The sequence below is a fragment of the Haladaptatus sp. HS23 genome, from assembly GCF_056892285.1.
Genome location: NZ_JBXGLH010000002.1, coordinates 666,720 through 684,418 on the forward strand (window position 1 = coordinate 666,720; position 17,699 = coordinate 684,418).

The window sequence follows — 17,699 nt, forward strand, 5'->3', positions numbered from 1 at the left end:
TTGTCGCCCGCGTTCAGCGATAGCGACGGAAACTACAAGCAAACGCATCTCGACCCGTCGCAGGAGGGGAAACTGTTTGACTGCGCACGAGAGAGTGTCGGATATGTTCGAGAAATCCTCGTGGATTCGCCTGCCGCGGAACGTCGTGGTGGGCCATGGCGTTCTCTCGGAGACGACGGCGGCCATCGACGAACTGCACTTACACGGGACGCCTCTCCTCGTGACGAGTCCGACGCCGAACGAAGTGGCGGGACGACGCGTCGCGGACCAGTTCGAAGAGGCCGGATGGGGCGTCGAAACCGTCGTCATCGAGGAGGCGAGTTTCGCGTCCGTACAGCGCGTCATCGATGTGGCGAACGAGGTAGAGCCGGGCTATCTCGTGGGCGTGGGCGGCGGGAAGGCCATCGATATCGCCAAGATGGCGAGCGACGAACTCGGGCGAGGGTTCGTCTCGATTCCGACGGCGGCGAGCCACGACGGCATCGTCAGCGGACGGGGGTCGGTCCCGGAGGAGGACACGCGCCACAGCGTGGCCGCCGAACCACCGCTGGCCGTCGTGGCGGACACGGAAATCATCGCCGACGCGCCGTGGGAACTCACGACCGCGGGGTGTGCGGACATCATCAGCAACTACACGGCAGTCGAGGACTGGCGGTTGGCGAAGCGGCTACAGAACGTGGAGTTCCACGAGTACGCCGCGACGTTAGCGGAGATGACCGCGGAGATGTTAGTGGACAACGCCGACACCATCCGACCCGGACTCGAGGAGTCGGCGTGGGTCGTCGTGAAAGCGCTCGTCTCCTCGGGCGTCGCCATGAGCATCGCTGACTCCTCGCGGCCGGCCAGTGGCGCGGAACACCTATTTTCGCACCAACTCGACCGAATCGCGCCGGGGGCGGCGCTGCATGGCCATCAGGTAGGTGTCGGGTCCATCATCACGGAGTACCTCCACGGCGGCGACTGGCGAGGCATCCGCAACGCGCTCGCGACCATCGGCGCGCCGACGACGGCGGACGAGTTGGGAATCGACGCCGACACCGTGGTCGAAGCGCTCACGACGGCCCACAGGATTCGGGACCGGTACACCATCCTCGGAAGCGGAATGAGTCGAGCAGCCGCGTTCGAGGCGGCGGAGACGACGAAAGTTATCTGAATAGCACGGATATGATTACTGGGGGATGGAACGTCGATTCGAAAATCCCGTATGAGTACTACGGAATCGATTTCGGTAGAAACGGAACGGGTTACGGAGTCGATAGCCGTTCGGTTCGAAGATTGAACTCATTTCGTTCCAGTAACGTTTTTCGATGAGATGACGGCGATCGTTCTCGAATTTGGCAACAACATTGAATACCCCCGCGTAACTGATTCCTCGTGGTGGTATCGAAAACAGATGAGTTCCATCGTTGAGATTTCGATATCCGCCGACGAATTTGCACTTGGCCGCGCGTTGCGTGCGGATTCACAGGTGCAAATCGAACTCGAACGTGTCGTCCCGGTTGGAATGTCGATGTTTCCTTTCTTCTGGGCGCGCGGTGACGATATCAGTCGGTTCGAAGCGGCAGCACGCGACGAACCGGCAGTCAAGACGCTCACAAGAATCGATACTCGGACTGATGATACGTTGTTCCACGTCGAATGGAACGGCGAAATCACGGACTTCGTCCACGGAGTCGAAGAAGCCAACGCGACTATCGTGGAAGCAAACGGGACGGCGGACGACTGGACGTTTCATCTTCGGTTCCCGGCACAGGAGGAGATGTCTACGTTCCAGACGTTCTGTCAACACGAGGAAATTCCGCTGCAGGTCGAACGGGTGTACTCCATGCAGGAACGGGCGGTTCACGACTCCGCGGGTGTCACGCCCGCACAACGGGAAACGCTCGTCGCTGCCTACGAGGGAGGATACTTCGAACAACCGCGCGGAATTACGCGTGAAGAGTTAGCCGACGAACTGGGGGTCTCCCCACAAGCCGTCGGTGGTCGTCTTCGACGCGGATATGAGAACCTCATCGCCGGACTACTCCGTCCGATGAACGGATAGCTCGTTGAATCAGTAAGGCACTTAAGTGTGTTTCGTAGGAAACATGTGGTCTCAACTACTTCGGGCCACATCGTTTCCACGTGACCGGACGCTCGGAAACGGCGACGATGGTAGACGCTTTCATCCGCTTTATAGCCACTCCGTTAGAGAGACGTCCAACGCTCTCGAAGCGAGTCAGCCGTTCCGATCACGGAGGACTGGGCATGCTGACGCTTGGACACCGCCATCGACCGTATCAACCCGAAATCCGTCCGTCCATCGACCCGGAGACTACGAATGAGTGACCACCGAATACTCGTCGTCGACGACGAACAGCCGATTGCCGATCTGTTTGCCCGCTGGCTCGAAGACGAGTACGACGTTCGGGTCGCCTACAGCGGCGGGGAAGCGCTCGCGTCGCTGGACGACTCGCTGGACGTGGTCCTCCTCGACAGGGATATGCCCGATACGAACGGCGACGACGTTCTGGAGACGATTCGAAGCCGCGGCATCGACTGCCGGGTCGGAATGGTGACGGCAGTCGAACCGAGCTTCGACGTGCTCGCGCTAGGCTACGACACGTACGTCGTGAAACCCGTCACCGAGCCGAGCGAGTTGCACGACATCGTGAAGAGCCTCCTCCGCCGGTCGACCTACTCGACCGACGTTCGGAAACTCCTCTCGCTCTCGTCGAAGCAGGCGACCCTCGAAGCGCGAATCACCCAGTCCGAACTAAACGACCACGAGGAGTACCAATCACTCATCAGCGAAATACGGAGCCTGAAACGGTCGCTTTCGACGACGCTGGACCGGATGGACGATGCCGAGTTGAACATGGAACTGACCAACAAGGGTATCGCTCCCGAAGGGACGTAAGGCGCGAAAAATCTATTCTGACGGAGTTCGTTAGCTGATGTCCGCGCGTTCGAACCGCCAGTAGCCGAGCGCGACGGGAACGACCAACCAGAACGCGAGGATGACGAGCGAGAACCACCCTTCGAGGTAGAAGGGGGCGCTGCCGTTGACGAGCTCCGCGTACAAACTCGGGGCGCTCGGGTCCGAGAGGAAGTTTGCTGCGACGCTGTACGCGTTCGTCGGGTTGATGATTTGGAGGAAGAAATACCACGAAGGGAGACCGTTTGTCGGGTTTGGCATCCCACCCTCCAGAAGGTAGTAGACTCCAAGAGGTATGATACTCCAGATGAGTTCGAACAGGAAGAACAAGCCGATGGCCCCCGCCATAGCCCGTGACCGGGTGGCCGCCATCGACGAGAAGCCGATGGCGATTCCCACGAACACCATTCCGAAGATGAACGTGACGACTCCCTGGACGAGGAAGTCGGTCACGGGGAACGACCCGTACTGGATGGCGAGGACGATGGCACCGGCGATAAACGCGATGATGGTCGCGACTCCGACGATGCTCGAACGGCCGATGAGTTTGCCCAGAACCACGTCCCGTCGGGTGTGTGGCAACCCGAGCAGCAGTTTGATGCTTCCCGACTCGCGCTCGCCCGCGATGGCGAGGTACGCGACGACGAGCGCCGCGAGGGGGACGAGGAGGGTTGCGGGCTGACTGAGGAGCCCGATGGCTTGTTTCGCGGTGAAGTCATCGGTGAACGCACTCACTGCGTACATCACGCCGGCCGTTGCCAGCACGAACAACGCCGTGATTGCCCAGAGCATCTTCGAGCGGGCGGCGTCCTCGAAATCCTTGCGCGCGACGACGGCCCAACTCATGCTTGGACCTCCGATTCGAGGCGCTGGCTATTCGAACCGGTCGTGTAAGCCTCGAAGAGGTCTTCGAGCGAGGATTCCTTCGTCCTGATGTCGGTGACGGTCGCTCCCGTCTCCTCGACGGCGTTGATGACCTTCGCCTTCGCGCTGGCGTCGGTGTACGTGACGTGAATCTCGTTGCCGTCGACGGTCGCGTTCGTGACGCCCGCGACACCTTCCAATCCGACGTTCGGAACGGTGTCGACGGTCAGAACCATCGTGGCACCGGTTCCGGCCGCGTCCCGGAGGCCGTCGATGGTGTCGACGGTGATGAGTTCGCCCTTGTTCATGATGGCGACGCGGTCACACACCGCCTCGACCTGGCTCAAGATGTGGCTGGAGAAGAACACGGCCGTCCCGCGGTCCGCCTCCCGCTGAATGATTTGGCGCATCTCCTTGACGCCGTGCGGGTCGAGACCCGAGGACGGTTCGTCCAGAATGAGCAGGTCCGGGTCGCCGACGAGGGCCATGCCGAGCGTGACGCGCTGGCGCATCCCTTTCGAGTACCCGCCCGCCGCGCGTGAGGCGTCGTCGGCGGACAGGCCGACGCGTTCGAGGATTTCGTCCGCGTCCTCGCCCGTTCCCTTGGAGTCGATTGCGAACTGGATGTGTTTCCGTCCCGAAAGCCGTCCGTAGAGGTCGGTGGCGTCGGGCAGAATCCCGATGCGTTCGTGTATCGCCTGCGTCTCCTCCTGTGCGTCGTAGCCGAGGACCGTCGCCGTCCCGTCCGTCGGGCGGATGTAGTCCATCAGCATATTGATGGTGGTCGATTTGCCGGACCCGTTCGGACCGAGGAAGCCGAAGACTTCCCCTTCCTTTACTTGGAGGTTCAGGTCACGGACCGCGACCACATCACCGAACCGTTTGGTGAGACCAGTCGTTTGTATGGCGGCCATAACGGTCATATAATTCCTAGGGTAGTTAAATGTATGCTGCCATGATAAATCATCGCATGCCCGTTCATCCAAGGTCTGCGCGCTCGAACCGCCAGTAGCCGAGCGTGAGCGGGACGACTAACCACGCGCCGAGGATGACCAGCATGAACCACTTCTTCAGATAGAACGGCACGGTGGCGTCCTGTGCGATGACGCGGAAGTAGTAGAGTTGCTGTTGGGTGAACACGAGGTCCGCGGCGCGCTGGAACGCGTAGGGGGGACTGATGAGATACACGAACTCGTAAACCTGTGCGGAGAGGTGCATGCCGAGCGTGTCGTCGGCGACGAAGCGAAGCGCCGCCGAGGGCGAAATCGCCGGAATCGTCCAGAGGACGTTGAAGATGAAGAAGACGCCCACCGAACTCGCCATCGCCCGCGACCGGGACGCACACGCCGCCGAGAGGCCGACGGCGATGGCGATGTACGTCACGGCGAAGAAGAGGAACAACAGGAAGAACTGTGCGAGAACCCCGATATCGACCGATTCGAGGAGGAACGACCCTTCGACGGCCGCGATGGCGAACGCCAACACTAAGCCGAGGGAGACGACGACCGACCGGCCGACGAACTTTCCGACCACGAGGTCGAGGCGCGTGTTCGGGAGTCCGAGGAGGAACTTGATGCTCCCCGATTCGCGTTCGCCCGCGATGGCGAGGTACGCGATGACCAGTGCGCTGATGGGGATGATGAAGATGCCGACGAGCGCGATGAGTCGAAGCACGTTCGTCATGGTCACGTCCGACGGCGCGACGTAGACAGCGAGCGCCAACACCGCGACGTAGAGGGCGATGAGCGCCCACAAACCCTTCGAGCGCCGGGAGTCGATGAAATCCTTCCTCGCGACGGAGACCCAGCTCATGCGGAGACCTCCACACGCGCGTCGGGTTTCCCCTCGGGTTCGTCACCCGTCGTGTAGGAGGTGAACAGTTCTTCGAGCGACGCCTCCTCGGACTGAATGTCGGTGATGCTCGCCGCTGCGTCCACCTGTTGAACTACGCGGGGTTTCGTCGCAGGGTCGGAAAACGACACCCTGAGAGTGGATTCCTCGATGGACATGTCGGAGACGCCCTCGATGGAGGTCACGTCGAGACCCTTGGGAACCCGTTCGACCGAAAGGAGGAGTTGCGAGCGGGCACCGGTCAGTTCCCGAAGTCGGTCGATGGTGTTCTGCGCGACGAGTTCGCCGTCGCTCATGATTCCAACGCGGTCACAGACCGCATCGACCTCGGAGAGGATGTGACTGGAGAAGAACACGGCCGTCCCGCGGTCCGCCTCCCGCTGGAGGAGTTCGCGCATCTCGGCGATTCCGTGCGGGTCGAGACCCGAGGACGGTTCGTCCAGAATGAGCAGGTCCGGGTCGCCGACTAACGCGGCGGCGAGTGCGAGCCGTTGGGTCATTCCCTTCGAGTAGCCGCCGACCTTCCGGTCGGCCTCCTCCTGTGTCAGACCGACGCGGTCGATGAGCGTCGTCGGGTCGTTGGTCGCGCTCTTCGCATCGATTGCGAATTCGAGGTGTTCGCGCGCGGTCAGCCGGTCGTAGAGGTGATAGCCGTCGGGGAGGATTCCGATTCGGTCACGGATGGCGCGGGAGTCCTCCTGTGCGTCGTAGCCGAGGACCGTCGCCGTGCCGCTGCTGGGGCGCATGAAATCCAACAGCATGTTGATGGTGGTGGATTTCCCCGCCCCGTTGGGGCCGAGAAAGCCGAATATCTCTCCTTCCTCGATCGTCAAATCGAGGTCGCGAACCGCGACGACGTCGCCGAACCGCTTGGTGAGGGACTTGGTTTCGATGGCGGCCATAGCGGGACTTTCGATGCCGCCTACAAAAGTTTTCTCCTGATTGACACCAATCGGCGTGTTTGTTGGTAGCACGGGACAGCATCTCGAAAAGACTATGGGCCAACGCGAGGCAGGAACTCGAATGGCTTCGCTCGAACTCCGTCCCGCACGACCAAGCGACGCCGCCGCGGTTCGGCGCGTCGCCCGTCGGTCGTGGCACGCCGCCTACGACGACATCATCGGCGCGGATGCCGTGGACGACACTATCGACGAATGGTACGACTCGGACCGACTCCGCGAGAGTACGCGGGAACCGACCCACGAGTTCTTCGTCGCGGAACGTGACCGCCCCGTCGGGTTCGTCCACGTCGCCCCGGACGACGAGGCGGGGACCTTCGAACTCCTCCGCATCTACGTCCTCCCGGACGAGTGGGGTACGGGGTTGGGAACCCGCCTGCTGACCCGCGTCGAACGTCAGTTGGACGAACGAAACGCCGACCGACTCAGGTTGGTCGTCCTCGCCGACAACGACGTCGGCGTGGGGTTCTACGAGTCCCGCGGCTTCGAGCGAACCGAGGAGCGGGAGGACCCGACGCTCGGCGTACAGGAGTACGTGTACGATAAGGAGTTGTGAATCGGGGATTAGCCGCGCTTAGACGTACTTCTGCAAGAACTCCGCGATTTTCGTGTACGCCTCGATGCGGTTCTCCAATTTCGAGAAGCCGTGACCCTCGTCGGGGAAGACGAGTTTTTCGACGGGGACGCCCTGTTCGGCGGCCTCTTCTGCGATTTGTTCTGCTTCGCCGACCGGAACGCGGGGGTCGTTTTCGCCGTGTAGGACGAGCAGCGGCGCTTCGATGTGCTGGATGTTGTTGATGGGGCTGACGGACTCCAAGAACTCGCGGTCGTCTTCGAGCGACCCGTACTCGGCCTCCCGGAGTTCGCGCCGCCAATCGCCCGTGTTTTCGAGGAACGTGACGAAGTTGGCGATGCCGACGATGTCCACCCCGGCGGCCCACAGGTTGGGGTACTCCGTCAGCGCCGCCAGGACCATGAAACCGCCGTAGGAGCCGCCCATGGCGACGATTTTGTCCAGGTTCACGACGCGTTGGTCGTGGAGCCACTCGACGCCGGCCTCGACGTCGGCGACCGAATCCATCCGCTTTTCCACGTCGTCCAGATGGGTGTACTCCTTTCCGTAGCCCGACGACCCGCGGACGTTGGGTTCGAAGTAGGCGTAGCCGCGGTTCAGGAAGTACTGTTTGACCGCGCCGAACGACGGACGGCGCTGGCTCTCGGGACCGCCGTGGATGTCCACGATGACGGGGGTTTCGCCCGCCGTTGCACCGTCGGGGACCGAGAAGAACGCCGGAATCGAGCGGCCGTCGAAGCTCTCGAAGTGGACGAGTTTCGGGCGGACGAACGAGTCGGTCGGGAGTCCGGCGGTCGACGCGTCGGTCCAGCGTTCGGCCTCGCCGGTTTCGGTTTCGACGACGTAGACGTTGGTGTTGCTCGCGCTGCCGGTGACGGAGATGGCGAAGCGGTCGGCGTCCGGGTCGAAACTGACGCCGCCAGCGATTCCGCGGGGGAGGTTGGGCGTCGGGAACTCGCGGATGGTGGTCCCGTCGGTCAACTCGCCGACGGTGAGTTCCGTGTAGCCGTCCTCGTTGCGCGAATAGACGAGTCGGCCCGTCTCCTCGTCGAGCGCACAGCCGTCGACGTTCCAGCTCCCGCCTTCCTCGACGAGTTCGATGTCGTAGGTGTCGAGGTCGAGGCGGGCGAGATACATCGTGTCGGCACCGTCGTCCGTGACGAGGTAGAGCGCGTCGCCGTCCGGCCCCCAGTTGATTCCCTGATACCGGACGTTCCCCTCGTGCGGCGTGACGTGTTCGGCGTCGCCCGATTCGATGTCGAGGACGTAGAGGTCCCGGTCGAACGAGGAATGCGATTCGACCACCACGAGGCGGTCATCGTCGGGACTCCATCCGGCGAGAGAGAGCCATCCGTCGCCCTCGTACACCATTTCGGCGTCGTCCCCAGTCCCATTTCGGTCCTGTACGTACACGTCGAAGACGGCGTTGTTCCGTCGGTTCGAGGCGAACGCGAACTGTGAACCGTCGGAGTTCCATCCGCCCCATCGATGTTTGGCGTCCGGCATCGCCGTCAGCGGCGTGATCGTTTCGCCGTCGCCGTCGAGTCGGAACAGTTGCTGGCGTTCGTTCCCGCCGTCGTCCATCCCGAAGGCGAGTTCGTCGCGCTCCGGCGACCACGAGACGAACGTCACCCGCTCGTCGTAGAACGTCGATTGTCGGGGCCACGTTTGTGGGCCGTCCAACTGCCACACTTGTGGGACGCCTGTCGTATCCAAGAGGAAGCTAAGCCGCTCCCCCGTGGAGTCGAAGGACGCACCGTAGGCGTTTCGAACGTTCAGGTAGCGCTCGAAATCGTGGGAGGTCATCATCGATGGTTTCGGTGCTGACGGGATAGTCCTTTGCTCGCCGGACCCTCCGAGTTTTTGAATGATTAAGTATAGACAGATAAAATACACATCATGATACTTAAAGGATGGAGATACAAAGGCACAGACTTTGAACGACCGATAACTTGATTTGTAATACGTTTCGTGATATAGTATGGATACGACATCTCAAAATTCTCACAGTGATTCGGATTTGATACACCAGTTCTCGTTCGATAGCGCTGAGACTGACAGCATCGTCGTCGCTGTCAGCCTGGCGGTTTCGGAGGTGACGGGGACACCGATGGAGAAGATGCCGCCGCTACAGGAGACGCTCGACTGTGACGCGCTGGAATCGTTGTTCGAGTCGTTCGATATAGACGACATCCCCGGTATCGGGACGGTACAGTTTCCGTTCCACGGATGTACGGTGCGCATCGACACGACCGGAATGGTGCAGGTGTACGACGACACCCCTCGATTGGGAGCTGGCGGCACCGGGTGCTAACACAGTGGTGACCGAACTGGAACTCCTCTCGGTGACCGAGTTCGAGGACGAGCTCGGTCACCTGCTCGAAGTGAGCGCGCGGAACGGAATCGACTTCGACCGGTCGTGGACGTTCCGACTCCCCAGCGATGACGTCCCCGACGTGATGGTCGAAATCACGTGTTTGCGAAAGCCCTCTTCTGGTTCTGTAGAACAGTAATGACGCAGTTCGACGCGTAAATTCATCGTTTCCCTCCGGTAGCCGGTATATAACAAAAACCCCTGCGTGAGACGCCCGGACGCCATGCAGACGAAAAAACGACGCGTCCTCGTGACGGCCGTCATCTGCCTGTGTATCGTTGGAAGCAGCGGCGTCGTCGGAACGACGTACGGACACGCTACCCACGAGCAACGGCGCACGACGAACGCGACACACGACGCTATCCGGGTCGAGTTCGTCAACGATTCGACCGCCGTGGTGTACGGCACGGCGGAACGCGTCGGCGTCGGGACCGCGTGGACCGCGCCGGACGGTGCCGCGACGTCGTACTTCGAGTACGGCCCGCTGAACGGGACGACGCGTATCGCCGTGCCACGCCAAGGCACCGGGACCACCATAACCTACGTTACCGCGTACGACGACACGCACGCGACGCCGGTGCTGACGAGACAACACGGCGCCACCGCGGGTGGTTCGACGAACGCGACGGCCACATCGAACTGCCGAACGTCGCCGTCGGCGTGAGGACGCATCGATACCGCGATGAGAAACGAACACGAGTAAAGTAAAACTGAACGCGGCGCTTTTTGGCGGACGCGGCGTGGAAACGGTGCTGTTTGTTCGTCCCAATCGACAAGTAACCGTCGGTTGAGCGGCCTGTAGCCGTGAAAACGCGTCGTTCGCACTTCCTCCGAGTCGGAGGGGGACCGAACCAGCGTTTGTCAGTCGATAAACTGTTTATGGTACCGAGACATCGCCGGATACGGGGTAAACGGAGTCGCTGATTTATGCAGTATCTCGGCGTCTACGCACCGACAGGGTGGGAGGAATGAATACGACACATTCACGAGAGCACGTTGACCGGACACGGTCACGTGCGTTTTCAGAACAGGAGGTGTACGATGCGGTGAAAAACTTGCGACGGCGGTACGTTCTTTACTCGCTCAATCGGCAACAAGAGTCCGTCGAGTTGGGGGAACTCGCGGAGCAGATAGCCGCGTGGGAGAACAACATTGCGCGGGAAGAGGTGACGCCGGAACAGCGTAAATCGGTGTACAGCGCGCTCTATCAGACGCATCTCCCGAAGTTGGAAAACATCGGTATCGTCAGTTACGACCGGGATTCGAAGCAGGTGTCGTTCACGGACGGCGCACGGGATTTCGAACTGTATCTCGCGACCGACGCACAGACGACGATTCCGTGGCACAAACTGTACGTAGCGCTCTCCGCCGTCGGTGCGTTTCTCCTCGTACTCGGATGGTTCGAACTCGTGCCCGCGTCGGGATTCCAACTCGCGGCGCTCGTTCTCGGTGCGTTCGGCGTGACAGCGCTCGCACACTTCTACGACCGACACTGTTGGCAGCGACGATTTCAGGGTGCGACCCCGGACCTCGCCGTGGAGTTCGGCGACGACGGTTGGTTCCAGTGAGTTCGTTTCGACCATTCAGAAATATTTCACTATCGGCATTCAGATGAAAGAAGACTTTTACTTTCTCGTTTCGTGGCGGGGAGTATGCGCGTCGCGTTCGTCGCAGAAGTGACGGCCCAGCACGAGGACACGGGGAGAACCCGCCGACTTCGGCGTATCGCAGAGTTGCTCGCGAACCGCGGCCACGAGATAACCGTCTTCTGTGCCCAGTGGTGGGACGGCGACCACGAGACGTTCGAACGAGACGACGTGGAGTATCACGCCGTGACGAGAGACTCGCCGGACCACGCGCCGTCGCGACGCTTCGCACTCTCCCTTCCCGGTGCTCTCCGCCGAGCGAAACCCGACGTGATTCACGCCGCCGCGGTACCGAAACACGTCCTCGCGGCGAAGACGGCGAGCAAACTCGTGCGCGCACCGCTCGTCGTGGACTGGTACGAATCGCCGTCCGAAACCGGCGGGGCCTCCTCGAAGTCGCTTCGAATGGCGGCGGGGGCACCGGACGAAGTCATCACGCCCTCCGAGACGGTACGAACCCGAGTTCGGGAACTAGGCGCTGACGGGGACGACGTCCGGGTGATTCCGAACAGCATCGACATGGACGCCATCCGAGAGGCACAGGTGGTCGAGGGGGCCAACATCGTCTACTCGCGTCGTCTGGACGAGGACGCCAACGTGGAGAGCCTCTTTCTCGCGCTCGCGGAACTCCGTGACAAGGGCTGGCACGCCGTCATCATCGGTGACGGACCCGAACGCGAGGGGTACGAGCGACAGGCTTCCGACCTCCGTATCGACGACCGGGTGGAGTTCACCGGCGCGCAACCGGTCGAAAAGCGGATTCCGGTGTTTCGCGGGGCGCACGTCTACGTCCAGACCGCCCGACGAGAAGCGTTCCCGACCGACCTGTTGCGCGCGTTGGCGTGTGGCTGTGTCGGCGTGGTCGAGTACCACGTCGAATCGAGCGCCCACGAGTTAGTCGAGCAGGAAGAGCGCACCTTCCGAACCACGAGCGAGCAGGAACTCACGGAAGCGCTTCGGTCGGCCGCCGAACTCCTCCGAATGACGGAAAACGAGGAGTTCGAGCGCTACGACGACGACCCCGTGTTGGAACAGTATCTCGACTGCTACCGCGACGTACAGGACTCGTACGGTTTCTTCTGACGGGACGTCCAGCAGGTCAGCAACGGACTATAGAGTGAGTGAAAGTCGTACTGTCGACTAACGAGAGGGTTCGAGCGGTGGCGATGGGAATATCGGGCATCGATACCGTCCGGAGGAGGATTCAAAGTCGTGTCCCCCGTACCGACGGACGACGCATGGCGACCAAACTCGAAACCGAACGACTCACGCGGGTCGTCGACGGGGACCGAATCGTCGATGGCGTTTCCATCTCGGTGTCCGAAGGGGACGTACTCGCGGTGCTCGGACCGTCCGGGTCGGGGAAATCCTCGCTCCTCCGACTCCTCAATCGTCTCGACGAACCCACCGAGGGAACCGTGTTTCTCGACGGGACGGATTACCGCGACCTCCCGCCCCGGGAGGTTCGTCGGCGAATCGGCATCGTCCCCCAGTCGCCCGCGCTTCGCGACGGAACGGTGTTCGAGAACGTGACCATCGGTCCCCGACTCCGCGGCGAGACGGTCCGACGGAAAGCCGCGGAGGAGTTGCTGGCGCGGATGAACCTCGACGGCTACGCGGACCGTGACGTTTCCGACCTGTCCGGCGGCGAAGCACAACGAGTCGCCATCGCCCGGACGCTCATCACGGAACCCGAGGTACTCCTGCTCGACGAACCAACGTCGAGTCTCGATTCGACCTCGGAAGCGAAAGTCGAGACGCTCCTCGAAGGACTCATCCACGAAACCGACCTCACGACGGTCCTCGTCACCCACGATGATTCGCAGGCGCGTCGGTTGGCGGACCGCGTTGCGATGCTCAGAGACGGGCGGGTCGAATCGGTCGGGCCGGTTTCGGAGGTGATGGCGTGAACTTCCTCGACCAGTTCGGAAACCCGGACGTGCTGCGGGGACTGATGCAGGTCGCCGTCGCGTCGGTGCTGGCGCTCGTCGTCCTCGGCGTCTCCGCCATCCGAAGTCTCGACCTCGAAACGGAACTCGGACGGTCGTTCGTCCGCGGGTTCGTGCAGGTAATCGCGATGGGGTCGGTCATCGGAATCCTCTTCTCGGTGAGTCTGGCGTGGAGCGCCCTCGTCCTCGTGGCGATGATGGGAATCGCCGCGTGGATTTCGAAGGACCGCGGAGAGAACGTTCCCGGCGTGTTTCGCGTGTCGCTCGTCGGCATCGCGTTCGGGTCGGGACTCGTCATCGTCACGATGGTCGCCGCCGGGGCAATCGAGGCATCGGTCCGGAACCTGATTCCAGTCGGCGGGATGGTCATTGCCAACGCGATGAAGACGAACTCGCTCGCACTGGACAGGTTCAAGGGCGAGATAGAGTCGAACCGAGCGGAAATCGAGGCGGTGCTCGCGCTGGGCGTCGCCCCCGAAAACGTCGTCTCGGAGTACGTGACGACGAGCGTGCGGGCGTCGCTGATTCCGATGGTGGAGTCGTTGAAAAGTCTCGGACTCGTCTACATTCCCGGCATGATGTCCGGGATGATTCTCGCGGGCGCGAACCCCATCTACGCCGCCGAGTATCAGTTCGTCATCATGGCCATGCTGTTCGCTGCGGGTGGATTGACGAGCATGGCGAGCACCCTGCTCGTCGGTCGCTATGCGTTCACCGAAGCGGAGCAGTTGAAGCGGTTCGATGGCTCGAAAGCGAGGGCGGGATAGCGTCGCCGTCTACTCTTCCCGCTCCGCGTTCGCCGCTTCGACCGCACGGACAGCAGCAACGTTTTCCGCCACGTCGTGAACTCGGACGATGTCCGCGCCGCGTTCGGCGGCGATGGTCGTCCCGGCGACCGTCGCGGCCGTACGGTCCTCGTCCGCGATGTCGTCGAACATCGACTTGTGCGAGTGACCGATGAGGACGGGACAGTCGAGGGCGTGGAGTTCGCCCGTCCGACCGAGGAGGGAGAAACTCTCCTCGGGACGCTTGCCGAACCCGAGACCGGGGTCCACGATTATCTTGTTCCGGTCCAGTCCGGCCTTCTCGGCCAGCAGGACGCGCTCTTCCAGTTCCGCGATGACGTCCTCGACCACGTCGTCGTATTCGACGGTGTGGCTCGGAACGACCGGCGCGTCGAGGCTGTGCATGACCACTAACGGCGCGTCGTACTCCGCGGCGACGAAGCGCATTTCGGGGTCCTCCAACCCGGACACGTCGTTCAGGATGTCCGCGCCGGCCTCCAACGCGGCACGGCCGACCTCGGCCTTGCGGGTATCGACCGAAATCATCGCGTCGAGGTCACTGATTCGTTCGATGACGGGGACGATACGGTCGATTTCCTCCCCGTTCGAGACCTCCTCGGCACCGGGGCGCGTGCTCTCGCCGCCGATGTCGATGACGTCCACGCCCGCTTCGACCATCCGTTTCGCGCGGTCGATGGCGTCCTCGTGTGCCTCGTACTGGCCGCCGTCGTGGAAACTGTCCGGGGTCACGTTGAGGATTCCCATCACCGCGGTTCGGCCCTCCCACGGGTAGCCGTGGCCGTCGACGTGGCCGTCGGTCAACTGCTGAATGCCTAACGTCTCACGGAGGTCGTCGGCGAAGACCGACAGTCCGTAGGGGTCGTCATCGAGCGTTTCGGCGAGTCGCTTGAACTGGGCCAGCGTCCCCATCAACAACACGTCGATGTTCTCGTCGTTCCGCTCCTTGAGTCCGGAGCGGGCACATTCGCCGCCGAGGGCCACCATCTCCTCCTTGAGACGCTGTGCCTGCCGGGTCTGAACGCGAGTTTTCACCACGCGGTGGACCGCTTTGCCGCGGGTTCGAACGCTTTCCGTGTGGCCGACGTGGCTGGCTTCCAGCGCGTCACGCGCGTCGTCCACGTCGGCGATACGTTTCGGAATCTCCGCCCGCGTCCAGCGGGTCCGCGCCTCCGCCACGGCGAACAGCGACCCAACGACGAGGACGAAATCGTCCTCGTCCGCCGCCGCGAGCGCACCGTCGAGCGCGCTTTCGACCGAGCGCACGCGTTCGACGTGTTCGACGCCACGGTCCTCGAACACCCGTGCGACGACCGCCACGTCCTCCGCACGGTCGATGTTGGCGTGGGTGGCGACGACGTGGTCCGGCGTCGGAAGCGCGTCCGCCATCCCCTCGATATCCTTGTCGTGCATCGCGCCGAAGACGAAGTGGAGGTCGTCGTAGTCGAACTCGGCGATGGTGTCGGCGAGGGCGTCACACGCACCGGGGTTGTGCGCTCCGTCGAGCGCAACGAGCGGGTCCGACCCCATCACTTCGAACCGACCGGGCCAGAACCCCTTCCTGAGCCCACGGGCGAGTTCGGCTTCGGTCACGTCGGCGACCTGCTGGGCAAGTACCGCCGCGATTCCGGCGTTTTGGGCCTGATACTCGCCGAGAAGTGGAATCGAGGTTTCGACATTCCAGTCCGGTCCCGACAGCGAAATGGCGGCCTCGGTGTGGTTCGTCCGACCCTCGTAGATGGCCTGCACGTCGTCCGATGTTCCGTCGCCGACCACGACAACGTCGCCCGCCTGTCTCCGAATCGCATCGAGGGCGTCCCCCGTCGCGCCGGTGACGAGCGGCGCGTTTTCGGGTGCGACGTGTGCTTTGTCGGTGGCGATTTCTTCGACCGTCTCGCCGATGATGCCCGTGTGTTCCAGCGTGACGCTCGTGACCGAGGAGGCGACGGGGTCAACGACGCTCGTCGCGTCGTATCGTCCGCCGATGCCGACTTCGAGGACGGCGACGTCCACGTCTTCGCGGGCGAAATACCAGAGCGCCATCGCGGTCATCCCCTCGAAGAACGTCGGCGAGTCTCCCCGGGCCGCCCGTTCGGTCACGTACCCCGAGACGGCTTCGACGTACTCGATTATCGCCGTCTCCGTTATCTTCCGTCCGTCGACCGTGATTCGCTCACGAACGTCGTCGAAGTGCGGCGACGTGTACAACCCGACCGACAAGCCCGCTTCGCGGAGAATCTGTTCCGTCATCCGGGCCGTACTGCCCTTGCCGTTCGAACCCGCGACCTGAACGAAACGGCCACCCTCGTGCGGGTCACCGAGATGTGCGAGGAGGTTCGCGGTGGAGTCCGTCCCCGGCTTCGGGCGGAACCGCCGCAAGTCGAAAAGAAAGTTCGCCGCCTCGTGGTAGTCCATACCTGTGAGGACAGAAGCCGAGCGCTTTAGATTGTCGGAGTTGGAGTCGAATCCCATCGCCTCCGGGTCAGAATTCCCGTTCGAACTCGCGGTTTATTCGCTCGTCGGCGCGTCGGGTTTTCGTCCGGCCGCGTTGCCCATCCTCGTCGTCCATCAACCGCATCATTCGCCGTTCGAACTCGTGTTCACCGATTTCGTCCGCGACGTACTTCGATTTCAGTTCCTCCATTCGGTCCTCCTTCGTCGGTTCGACGCGTTCCGAGAGGCCGAGGTCGCGGGCCCGTGGTGAGAATCGTTCGGCGATGCGAGCGAACACGGCGAGGTGGTCGCTTCGCGGCATCGAAACACGCCGCGCCGCACTCCAAACCGTCCAGAAGAACAGGACGGTGGCGAGGAGTCCATCCAGTAGAAACGCGACGATGTACGGGAACCCGGCGCGGAAGAACGCGAAGAGGAGCGGCGTGTTCGCATACGCCGGACTCCCGAGGGCGGCGAGGGTCGCAACCGTGCCGAACACGGTGATGCCGACGAGGAGGACGAGCGAGAACACGAACCCCGCGAACAGCGTTTTGACCTTCGTGTTGGAGAGGGCGCTCATCGCGTGGAACTTCGTCGCGGTTCCACTTCAACTCGTCCGTCCCGTTTTCGGGGGGTGCGAACGTATCGGTGGAGGTTGGAAAATCACTCCGAGATGTGGCCGAGTTCAGGCACTGGTCGACGTCGATATGTCGGCGTTCGCGTATCCACCGTCCCCCGAAACGAAGGCGCTGGTGTTCGACGAACTCTCACGCACGCCGCCATCCATCAAGAGCGCGGTTCTATTCGACTACTCGATGCGTGATTACCGCGACGTACTCCCCGATATCGACCTTCCAACGCTCGTCTGTGCCGGAAGGGACGAAAAATGGCGAACCGTCGCCGCCGTCCGGGACGTCGCGGACCGCTTCCCGAACGCCGAATTCGAACTGTTCGAAGCGAGCGGCCACTGCATCACCCTCGAAGAACCCGAACGGTTCAACCGTCGCATCGAATCGTTCGTGGAATCCCTGTGAGGGCGGCGCGGATTCGCGTTTCCATCGATTTTCACCCGTCACCCATCGACCTGCCGCAGTATCCACAGAACGCATCGTTCACGGAATTTCGTGCACCGCACTCCGGACAGTTGCGTTTCGGCTCCGTCGGCGTCGCGTCGAACAGGCCACTCCACCCGGCCAGTTTGAGGACGGCGAGGACGAGGAGAACGTCGAGAATCCACCCGACGGGACCCATGAACGCGAACAGGACGAAGAAGGCTCCGACGACGACTGCGAGCGCGAGGTAGACGCCGTGTTCCGCTCGCGGATTCAT

Annotated in this window: 20 protein-coding genes; 12 read left to right on the forward strand and 8 right to left on the reverse strand. The window is 62.3% G+C overall.

The features are described 5' to 3' along the window. Nucleotides 1-103: 103 nt before the first annotated feature. The 3 genes from AC1XDK_RS09670 to AC1XDK_RS09680 all read left to right on the forward strand — a co-directional run bounded on the left by AC1XDK_RS09670 (nt 104) and on the right by AC1XDK_RS09680 (nt 2,899). Nucleotides 104-1,153, forward strand: coding sequence for an NAD(P)-dependent glycerol-1-phosphate dehydrogenase (locus AC1XDK_RS09670; RefSeq protein WP_483349657.1), 1,050 nt, complete (start codon nt 104-106; stop codon nt 1,151-1,153). A 240-nt stretch (nt 1,154-1,393) separates the two neighbouring features. After that, a complete protein-coding gene (locus AC1XDK_RS09675) occupies nt 1,394-2,044 on the forward strand; it encodes a helix-turn-helix domain-containing protein (RefSeq protein WP_483349659.1) in 651 nt (216 codons plus the stop codon). A 276-nt stretch (nt 2,045-2,320) separates the two neighbouring features. After that, nucleotides 2,321-2,899, forward strand: a complete 579-nt coding sequence (locus tag AC1XDK_RS09680; protein ID WP_483349661.1) for a response regulator — start codon at nt 2,321-2,323, stop codon at nt 2,897-2,899. Nucleotides 2,900-2,929: 30 nt separating this feature from the next. On the opposite strand, the gene AC1XDK_RS09685 is transcribed toward AC1XDK_RS09680, so the two are convergent. Genes AC1XDK_RS09685 through AC1XDK_RS09700 form a run of 4 tightly spaced genes read right to left on the reverse strand, consistent with a single transcriptional unit; the run spans nt 2,930 to nt 6,534 of the window. Next, entirely contained in the window at nt 2,930-3,763 is an 834-nt protein-coding gene (locus tag AC1XDK_RS09685) for an ABC transporter permease (RefSeq protein WP_483349663.1), read from the reverse strand. After that, nucleotides 3,760-4,704, reverse strand: a complete 945-nt coding sequence (locus AC1XDK_RS09690) for an ABC transporter ATP-binding protein (protein ID WP_483349665.1) — start codon at nt 4,702-4,704, stop codon at nt 3,760-3,762. Before AC1XDK_RS09690 ends, AC1XDK_RS09685 begins: the two co-directional genes overlap by 4 nt. 55 nt (nt 4,705-4,759) lie before the next feature. Then, entirely contained in the window at nt 4,760-5,593 is an 834-nt protein-coding gene (locus AC1XDK_RS09695) for an ABC transporter permease subunit (RefSeq protein WP_483349666.1), read from the reverse strand. Then, nucleotides 5,590-6,534: an ABC transporter ATP-binding protein gene (locus AC1XDK_RS09700; protein WP_483349667.1), complete on the reverse strand. Its 945-nt coding sequence runs from the start codon at nt 6,532-6,534 to the stop codon at nt 5,590-5,592. The genes AC1XDK_RS09695 and AC1XDK_RS09700 overlap by 4 nt, the downstream gene beginning before the upstream one ends. Before the next feature lie 121 nt (nt 6,535-6,655). Between AC1XDK_RS09700 and AC1XDK_RS09705 the strand changes: the two genes are divergently transcribed. Next, on the forward strand, nt 6,656-7,147 hold the full coding sequence (locus AC1XDK_RS09705; RefSeq protein WP_483349668.1) for a GNAT family N-acetyltransferase: 492 nt from the start codon (nt 6,656-6,658) through the stop codon (nt 7,145-7,147). An 18-nt stretch (nt 7,148-7,165) separates the two neighbouring features. Here the strand turns inward: AC1XDK_RS09705 and AC1XDK_RS09710 are convergent, their stop codons facing one another. Next, a complete protein-coding gene (locus AC1XDK_RS09710; protein WP_483349670.1) occupies nt 7,166-8,971 on the reverse strand; it encodes a S9 family peptidase in 1,806 nt (601 codons plus the stop codon). 175 nt (nt 8,972-9,146) lie between these two features. Between AC1XDK_RS09710 and AC1XDK_RS09715 the strand changes: the two genes are divergently transcribed. The 7 genes from AC1XDK_RS09715 (at nt 9,147) to AC1XDK_RS09745 (ending at nt 13,901) form a co-directional block, all read left to right on the forward strand. Then, nucleotides 9,147-9,479, forward strand: a complete 333-nt coding sequence (locus AC1XDK_RS09715) for a HalOD1 output domain-containing protein (RefSeq protein WP_483349671.1) — start codon at nt 9,147-9,149, stop codon at nt 9,477-9,479. 4 nt (nt 9,480-9,483) lie between these two features. Next, nucleotides 9,484-9,678, forward strand: a complete 195-nt coding sequence (locus AC1XDK_RS09720) for a hypothetical protein (RefSeq protein ID WP_483349673.1) — start codon at nt 9,484-9,486, stop codon at nt 9,676-9,678. Nucleotides 9,679-9,762: 84 nt separating this feature from the next. After that, entirely contained in the window at nt 9,763-10,203 is a 441-nt protein-coding gene (locus AC1XDK_RS09725) for a hypothetical protein (protein WP_483349675.1), read from the forward strand. Between the two features lie 382 nt (nt 10,204-10,585). Then, a complete protein-coding gene (locus AC1XDK_RS09730) occupies nt 10,586-11,107 on the forward strand; it encodes a DUF7344 domain-containing protein (protein WP_483349677.1) in 522 nt (173 codons plus the stop codon). Nucleotides 11,108-11,191: 84 nt separating this feature from the next. Next, complete coding sequence (locus AC1XDK_RS09735; RefSeq protein ID WP_483349679.1) at nt 11,192-12,268, forward strand: glycosyltransferase; 1,077 nt, start codon at nt 11,192-11,194, stop codon at nt 12,266-12,268. A gap of 155 nt (nt 12,269-12,423) precedes the next feature. Further along, complete coding sequence (locus AC1XDK_RS09740; protein WP_483349681.1) at nt 12,424-13,095, forward strand: ABC transporter ATP-binding protein; 672 nt, start codon at nt 12,424-12,426, stop codon at nt 13,093-13,095. Next, nucleotides 13,092-13,901: an ABC transporter permease gene (locus tag AC1XDK_RS09745; RefSeq protein WP_483349683.1), complete on the forward strand. Its 810-nt coding sequence runs from the start codon at nt 13,092-13,094 to the stop codon at nt 13,899-13,901. Before AC1XDK_RS09740 ends, AC1XDK_RS09745 begins: the two co-directional genes overlap by 4 nt. 9 nt (nt 13,902-13,910) lie before the next feature. Here the strand turns inward: AC1XDK_RS09745 and folP are convergent, their stop codons facing one another. Next, complete coding sequence (gene folP / locus AC1XDK_RS09750; protein ID WP_483349685.1) at nt 13,911-16,352, reverse strand: dihydropteroate synthase; 2,442 nt, start codon at nt 16,350-16,352, stop codon at nt 13,911-13,913. A gap of 67 nt (nt 16,353-16,419) precedes the next feature. After that, nucleotides 16,420-16,950: an SHOCT domain-containing protein gene (locus tag AC1XDK_RS09755; RefSeq protein WP_483349687.1), complete on the reverse strand. Its 531-nt coding sequence runs from the start codon at nt 16,948-16,950 to the stop codon at nt 16,420-16,422. 127 nt (nt 16,951-17,077) lie between these two features. Between AC1XDK_RS09755 and AC1XDK_RS09760 the strand changes: the two genes are divergently transcribed. Continuing rightward, complete coding sequence (locus tag AC1XDK_RS09760) at nt 17,078-17,404, forward strand: alpha/beta fold hydrolase (RefSeq protein ID WP_483349689.1); 327 nt, start codon at nt 17,078-17,080, stop codon at nt 17,402-17,404. Between the two features lie 31 nt (nt 17,405-17,435). Here AC1XDK_RS09760 and AC1XDK_RS09765 read toward each other — a convergent pair whose 3' ends face one another. Further along, nucleotides 17,436-17,699 carry a zinc-ribbon domain-containing protein gene (locus AC1XDK_RS09765; protein ID WP_483349691.1) on the reverse strand — a complete coding sequence of 88 codons (264 nt, stop codon included), beginning with the start codon at nt 17,697-17,699 and terminating at the stop codon, nt 17,436-17,438.

Bases quoted from the DNA above. Each gene is read 5' to 3' on its own strand.
- AC1XDK_RS09710 (WP_483349670.1), bottom strand. From the start codon at position 8,971: ATGACCTCCCACGATTTCGAGCGCTACCTGAACGTTCGAAACGCCTAC.
- AC1XDK_RS09740 (WP_483349681.1), top strand. From the start codon at position 12,424: ATGGCGACCAAACTCGAAACCGAACGACTCACGCGGGTCGTCGACGGG.
- folP (WP_483349685.1), bottom strand. From the start codon at position 16,352: ATGGACTACCACGAGGCGGCGAACTTTCTTTTCGACTTGCGGCGGTTC.
- AC1XDK_RS09700 (WP_483349667.1), bottom strand. From the start codon at position 6,534: ATGGCCGCCATCGAAACCAAGTCCCTCACCAAGCGGTTCGGCGACGTC.
- AC1XDK_RS09670 (WP_483349657.1), top strand. From the start codon at position 104: ATGTTCGAGAAATCCTCGTGGATTCGCCTGCCGCGGAACGTCGTGGTG.
- AC1XDK_RS09685 (WP_483349663.1), bottom strand. From the start codon at position 3,763: ATGAGTTGGGCCGTCGTCGCGCGCAAGGATTTCGAGGACGCCGCCCGC.
- AC1XDK_RS09765 (WP_483349691.1), bottom strand. From the start codon at position 17,699: ATGAATCCGCGAGCGGAACACGGCGTCTACCTCGCGCTCGCAGTCGTC.
- AC1XDK_RS09725 (WP_483349675.1), top strand. From the start codon at position 9,763: ATGCAGACGAAAAAACGACGCGTCCTCGTGACGGCCGTCATCTGCCTG.
- AC1XDK_RS09715 (WP_483349671.1), top strand. From the start codon at position 9,147: ATGGATACGACATCTCAAAATTCTCACAGTGATTCGGATTTGATACAC.
- AC1XDK_RS09690 (WP_483349665.1), bottom strand. From the start codon at position 4,704: ATGACCGTTATGGCCGCCATACAAACGACTGGTCTCACCAAACGGTTC.
- AC1XDK_RS09705 (WP_483349668.1), top strand. From the start codon at position 6,656: ATGGCTTCGCTCGAACTCCGTCCCGCACGACCAAGCGACGCCGCCGCG.
- AC1XDK_RS09695 (WP_483349666.1), bottom strand. From the start codon at position 5,593: ATGAGCTGGGTCTCCGTCGCGAGGAAGGATTTCATCGACTCCCGGCGC.
- AC1XDK_RS09680 (WP_483349661.1), top strand. From the start codon at position 2,321: ATGAGTGACCACCGAATACTCGTCGTCGACGACGAACAGCCGATTGCC.
- AC1XDK_RS09675 (WP_483349659.1), top strand. From the start codon at position 1,394: ATGAGTTCCATCGTTGAGATTTCGATATCCGCCGACGAATTTGCACTT.
- AC1XDK_RS09760 (WP_483349689.1), top strand. From the start codon at position 17,078: ATGTCGGCGTTCGCGTATCCACCGTCCCCCGAAACGAAGGCGCTGGTG.
- AC1XDK_RS09755 (WP_483349687.1), bottom strand. From the start codon at position 16,950: ATGAGCGCCCTCTCCAACACGAAGGTCAAAACGCTGTTCGCGGGGTTC.
- AC1XDK_RS09735 (WP_483349679.1), top strand. From the start codon at position 11,192: ATGCGCGTCGCGTTCGTCGCAGAAGTGACGGCCCAGCACGAGGACACG.